Source organism: Mesorhizobium sp. M4B.F.Ca.ET.089.01.1.1 (assembly GCF_004022605.1).
Taxonomy (GTDB): domain Bacteria; phylum Pseudomonadota; class Alphaproteobacteria; order Rhizobiales; family Rhizobiaceae; genus Mesorhizobium; species Mesorhizobium abyssinicae.
In genome coordinates this window covers 1-3568 of sequence record NZ_RZOS01000520.1, presented here as the reverse complement: position 1 = coordinate 3568, position 3568 = coordinate 1, and the positions used below count along the sequence as shown (strand labels likewise).

Annotated in this window: 4 protein-coding genes; 1 reads left to right on the top strand and 3 read right to left on the bottom strand. The window is 65.1% G+C overall.

What is annotated here, in order from left to right; all coding sequences use genetic code 11:
- Positions 1-140 precede the first annotated feature (140 nt).
- A complete protein-coding gene (locus EN780_RS29800) occupies positions 141-326 on the bottom strand; it encodes a hypothetical protein (protein ID WP_127284688.1) in 186 nt (61 codons plus the stop codon).
- 183 nt (positions 327-509) lie between these two features.
- Entirely contained in the window at positions 510-2579 is a 2070-nt protein-coding gene (locus EN780_RS29795; protein WP_127311105.1) for an ASKHA domain-containing protein, read from the bottom strand.
- Between the two features lie 71 nt (positions 2580-2650).
- Here EN780_RS29795 and EN780_RS29790 point away from each other — a divergent pair, with 71 nt between their 5' ends.
- Positions 2651-2911: a hypothetical protein gene (locus EN780_RS29790; RefSeq protein ID WP_127285129.1), complete on the top strand. Its 261-nt coding sequence runs from the start codon at positions 2651-2653 to the stop codon at positions 2909-2911.
- Between the two features lie 65 nt (positions 2912-2976).
- On the opposite strand, the gene EN780_RS29785 is transcribed toward EN780_RS29790, so the two are convergent.
- Positions 2977-3568, bottom strand: a 592-nt coding sequence (locus EN780_RS29785; protein WP_189556842.1) for a dihydropteroate synthase, incomplete at its 5' end; no start/stop codon positions are given.

Here is a 3568-nt window from a genome sequence, read left to right as displayed (position 1 = left end):
CTTGTGTGATCCTGCCGTGCCGCTGCGTCCAGTCTAGCGGCGCGGCAGCAAGGCGACGCGCAGTTTGTTGTCGCCGGCAGCCGGAGCCGCATCACGGCCCCGGCGCTTGGCCAGCAGCTTGCATTTGTCGGCGAAGGTCATCAGCGCGCCGAGCCGAGGAGCAACTGGGAAAGCACGGCCTGCGGATCATTGGGCGGCGACGCCGGCCAGCCAATGTCCTTCTGGATGTCGACGGGCAGACTGTTCAGGGCCCGGATCGACTTGTTCCTGCTGTGCGCATGCTTGATGGCCACCCCATAGCGGCCGAGGCTTTCGAACATCGACATGGTGTTTCCTCCGGAAGCGGCGGCGGGAAGACATTTCCGGCCTGCCGTTCGACGGGTGCCTAAATGCGCCCGGCGTGTTTCCAGCCGATTTCACGAAAACGGCGTTTCGGTTTCCGGATCGGGCGATCCGGAAACATTTGCATGCAAATGAAAATGGGAGACTTGGGAGGCGGCGAGAGGCTGCTATTCCCGGCCGCGCCTTGCCGCATGGCCCTCGCGCGAGCGCCGGCGCGGCGTGGCGTCGCCGGCAACACCGTCCTCGCTGACCGTCTTGCGCGGCGGCAATTTCACCGCAGCCGAAAGCTTGGGGAACGGATCGACCTTGTTCGGCAGCGCCATGGCGTAGACGAAGTGCTCCTGGAATTTCGGCTCAAGCGCGGTCTCGATCTTCTCGATGCGGCTTACCGTCTCCTCGATCTCGCGGCGGTAGCCGCGATTGAGCAGCGCCATGCGCGCACCGGCGCCGGCGGCGTTGCCGACTGCCGAGACCTTGTCGAGATCGCAGTCCGGGATCAGGCCAAGCACCATGGCGTATTTCGGATCGATGAAGGAGCCGAAGGCGCCGGCGAAATGGATGCGGTCGACATGCTCGGTGTTCTGCTTTTCCATCAGCAGCTTGGTGCCGGCGTAAAGGGCTGCCTTAGCGAGCTGAATGGCGCGCACGTCGTTCTGGGTGATGGTGATCCTGGGTTCGCCGTCCTTCAGCACATAGGAGAAAGTGCGGCCATTGGCGACGACGCGTGGCGAACGCGCGGCGAGCGAGCCGTCGACCACGCCGTCCTCGGAGATGATGCCGGCAAGGTACATCTCCGCCACTATCTCAATGATGCCGGAGCCGCAGATGCCGGTGACGCCGGTCGCCTGCACGCTTTCGAGGAAGCCCGGCTCGTCCGACCAAAGCTCCGAGCCGATGACGCGGTATTTCGGCTCCAGCGTCTCGGGATCGATGCGCACGCGCTCGATCGCGCCGGGTGCGGCGCGCTGGCCTCCGGAAATTTCCGCGCCTTCGAAAGCGGGCCCGGTGGGCGAGGAGGCCGCCACCACCCGCGTCGAGTTGCCGAGCACGATCTCGGCATTGGTGCCGACGTCGACGATCAGCATCATCTCGTCCTGGCGGTGCGGCCCTTCCGACAGTGTGACGGCCGCAGCGTCGGCGCCGACATGGCCGGCAATGCAGGGCAGCATGTAAAGGCGCGCGCCCTGGTTCAGCTTCAGGCCGATGTCGGAGGCCTTGATGCGCACGGCGCCCGACACAGCGAGCGCGAAGGGAGCGCCGCCAAGCTCCGTCGGATCGATGCCAAGGAAGAGGTGGTGCATGATGGGATTACCGACGAAGACGGAATCCAGGATGTCGTTGCGATGGACATTGCCTTCGGCGCAGACCTTGTCGACGAGGCCGGAGACCGCCTCGCGCACGGCGACCGTCATGCCCTCGCGGCCGTCCGGGTTCATCATCACATAGGAGACGCGGCTCATCAGATCCTCGCCGAAGCGGATCTGCGGATTGGACGTGCCCGACGAGGCGGCGACGCGGCCCGACAGCAGCGACACCAGATGCATGGCGATGGTGGTCGAACCGATGTCGCAGGCCAGCCCGTAGGCCTCGTTCTTGAGGCCCGGCCAAAGCGCTATGACGCGCGCGATGTCGCTGTCGGCATCCTTGTGGATGGCGGCGGTGGCCGTCCAGTTGCCTTTGCGCAGGATGCCCTGCACCTGCGGCAGCAGATAGAAGTCGAACTCGAGGCTCTTGAAGCCCCAGTCCTTCATCAGCGCGATCTTCAGCCGATCGAGATCGCCGAGCGGCTTGTGCATGTCGGGCTCTTCGATCTCGACATAGCACATGCGGATCGCGGTATCGCGGGCGATGACCCTGGTGTCGGCGTCCTTGCGGATGGTCTGGGCGTTGATGACCGTATCCTGCGGCACGTCGATGACGAGGTCGCCGAGGATCTGCGCCGAGCAGGACAGGCGCCGCCGCTCGGGCAGACCGCGAACGCGTTCGTAGCGCTCCTCCTTGGCGCCCTTGGCCGAGATGTGGTCATTGGAGGAGGTGATCTTGTGCTTGGCGAAATTGCCTTCCTGCACCTCGATCTGGCAGCGTCCGCAGGTGGCGCGCCCGCCGCACACGCTCTCGACATAGACACCGAGCTGGCGCGCGGCATCGAGCACCGGCGTGCCGACCGGGAACCGGCCGCGCTTGCCGGACGGCATGAACAGCACGAGCGGGTCGGTGATGTTGGTGTGCGAGTTCATGCCTGCATGGGTCTCGGTGATGATTGTCGATGCCGTTTAACGGATCGTTTCACTGTTGGGTGGAGTGTTTGATGGTCCAGAGGCCAACCATGTCCGATCTCCTGCTGTCCGCCATATTCACCGCTTTCACGATGGTGCGGGTGCTGAAGGGCCGCTGGCTGCACAATCCGCAATATCTGGCGTCCGGCATTGTCGGCGCGATCGTTGCGGCATTGCTGCTGCACGCCTTCTGGCCTGCCGCCGACGATGATCTCATCGTTGGCGGCGCGACCGGCATTTTCGGATCGTGGGCGGGGATGGCCGTGTTCGACGCGATCCTGGGCCTGGCCTGAGCGCAAAGCAGACTGAACCGACCACACCAAAGGTGCGATCGGTTCAGCGAGGTTTGCGGAAAGGCTCACGATTGTCCCCTGGCCATCCGGGCTTCACGGCCACCGCGGCGGCGGCCGCCAGCGGCGCCTTCGCCAGGAGCGGTAACCGCCACGGGGGCGGCGACGGCGTGGCCGCCCTCGGCCGGCTTGTAGTCCTTGTAGGTGCGGATCCAGTTGGTGCAGTTCTCGTCGGTGCCGTTGAGCACATTGGCGCCGCGCACCGCTTCCATTTCCTGCGGACGCACCGGGTTCATGATCGCCGAGGTCATGCCGGCGCCGATCACCATCGGGATGAAGGCGGCGTTGATGCCGTGGCGGTGCGGCAGGCCGAACGAAATGTTGGAAAGGCCGCAGGTGGTGTTGACCTTGAGCTCCTCGCGAAGACGGCGCAGCAGCGCGAACACCTGGCGGCCGGCATCGCCCAGCGCCCCGATCGGCATCACCAGCGGGTCGACGACGACGTCATGGGCGGGAATGCCGAAATCGGCGCAGCGCTCGACGATCTTCTTGGCGACGGCGAAGCGGACATCCGGGTCCATCGAGATGCCGGTCTCGTCGTTGGAGATGGCGACGACCGGGACATTGTACTTCTTGACCAGCGGCAGGATGGCTTCAAGC

Bases quoted from the DNA above. Each gene is read 5' to 3' on its own strand.
- EN780_RS29790 (WP_127285129.1), top strand. From the start codon at position 2,651: ATGGTCCAGAGGCCAACCATGTCCGATCTCCTGCTGTCCGCCATATTC.
- EN780_RS29800 (WP_127284688.1), bottom strand. From the start codon at position 326: ATGTCGATGTTCGAAAGCCTCGGCCGCTATGGGGTGGCCATCAAGCAT.
- EN780_RS29795 (WP_127311105.1), bottom strand. From the start codon at position 2,579: ATGAACTCGCACACCAACATCACCGACCCGCTCGTGCTGTTCATGCCG.